The sequence below is a fragment of the Streptococcus sp. HMSC072G04 genome, from assembly GCF_001813295.1.
In the GTDB taxonomy this organism is placed as follows: Bacteria; Bacillota; Bacilli; order Lactobacillales; family Streptococcaceae; genus Streptococcus.
In genome coordinates, this window is record NZ_KV812008.1 from 874 (window position 1) to 1331 (window position 458).

Below are 458 nucleotides of genomic sequence, written 5' to 3' on the forward strand. Positions count from 1 at the left end.
CCTACTGGGTAGTCACCTTTCGGTACGATCTTATAAGTCTTACCGTCTGGAGTCTTGATAATATTAGGTTTTTCACCTTTCTCAGTGGTGTCATATGGAGTATCATATGGTGAGTTTGGTGTATCTTGACGAGGGTCTTTAATCACTTTACCTTTTGTATCTACATAAGTGATGATTACTTCACCTTGTTTAGGTGTTTCACTTTCAGAATTTGATGAAGAGTTAGATGCTGATTGTGATACAGATGTAGAAAGTGATGTTGAAGCTGATGTGCTCAATGATGCTGATTGGCTTGCTGATACTGATGCTGATGCTGATGCCGATGTGCTCAATGATGCTGATTGGCTTGCTGATACTGATGCTGATGCTGATGCCGATGTGCTCAATGACGCTGATTGACTAGCTGATACTGATGCTGATGCTGATGCTGATGTGCTCAATGATGCTGATTGGCTTGC

2 protein-coding genes are annotated in these 458 nt (G+C 41.7%); one reads left to right on the forward strand and one right to left on the reverse strand.

What is annotated here, in order from left to right:
• On the reverse strand, positions 1-146 hold a 146-nt coding region (locus tag HMPREF2904_RS11865), incomplete at its 3' end, for a hypothetical protein (protein WP_256263223.1).
• A 25-nt stretch (positions 147-171) separates the two neighbouring features.
• Here HMPREF2904_RS11865 and HMPREF2904_RS11695 point away from each other — a divergent pair.
• On the forward strand, positions 172-399 hold the full coding sequence (locus HMPREF2904_RS11695; RefSeq protein WP_176744597.1) for a hypothetical protein: 228 nt from the start codon (positions 172-174) through the stop codon (positions 397-399).
• Positions 400-458 lie beyond the last annotated feature (59 nt).

Coding starts and splice junctions, on each gene's coding strand:
- HMPREF2904_RS11695 (WP_176744597.1), top strand. CDS start 172: ATGATTACTTCACCTTGTTTAGGTGTTTCACTTTCAGAATTTGATGAA.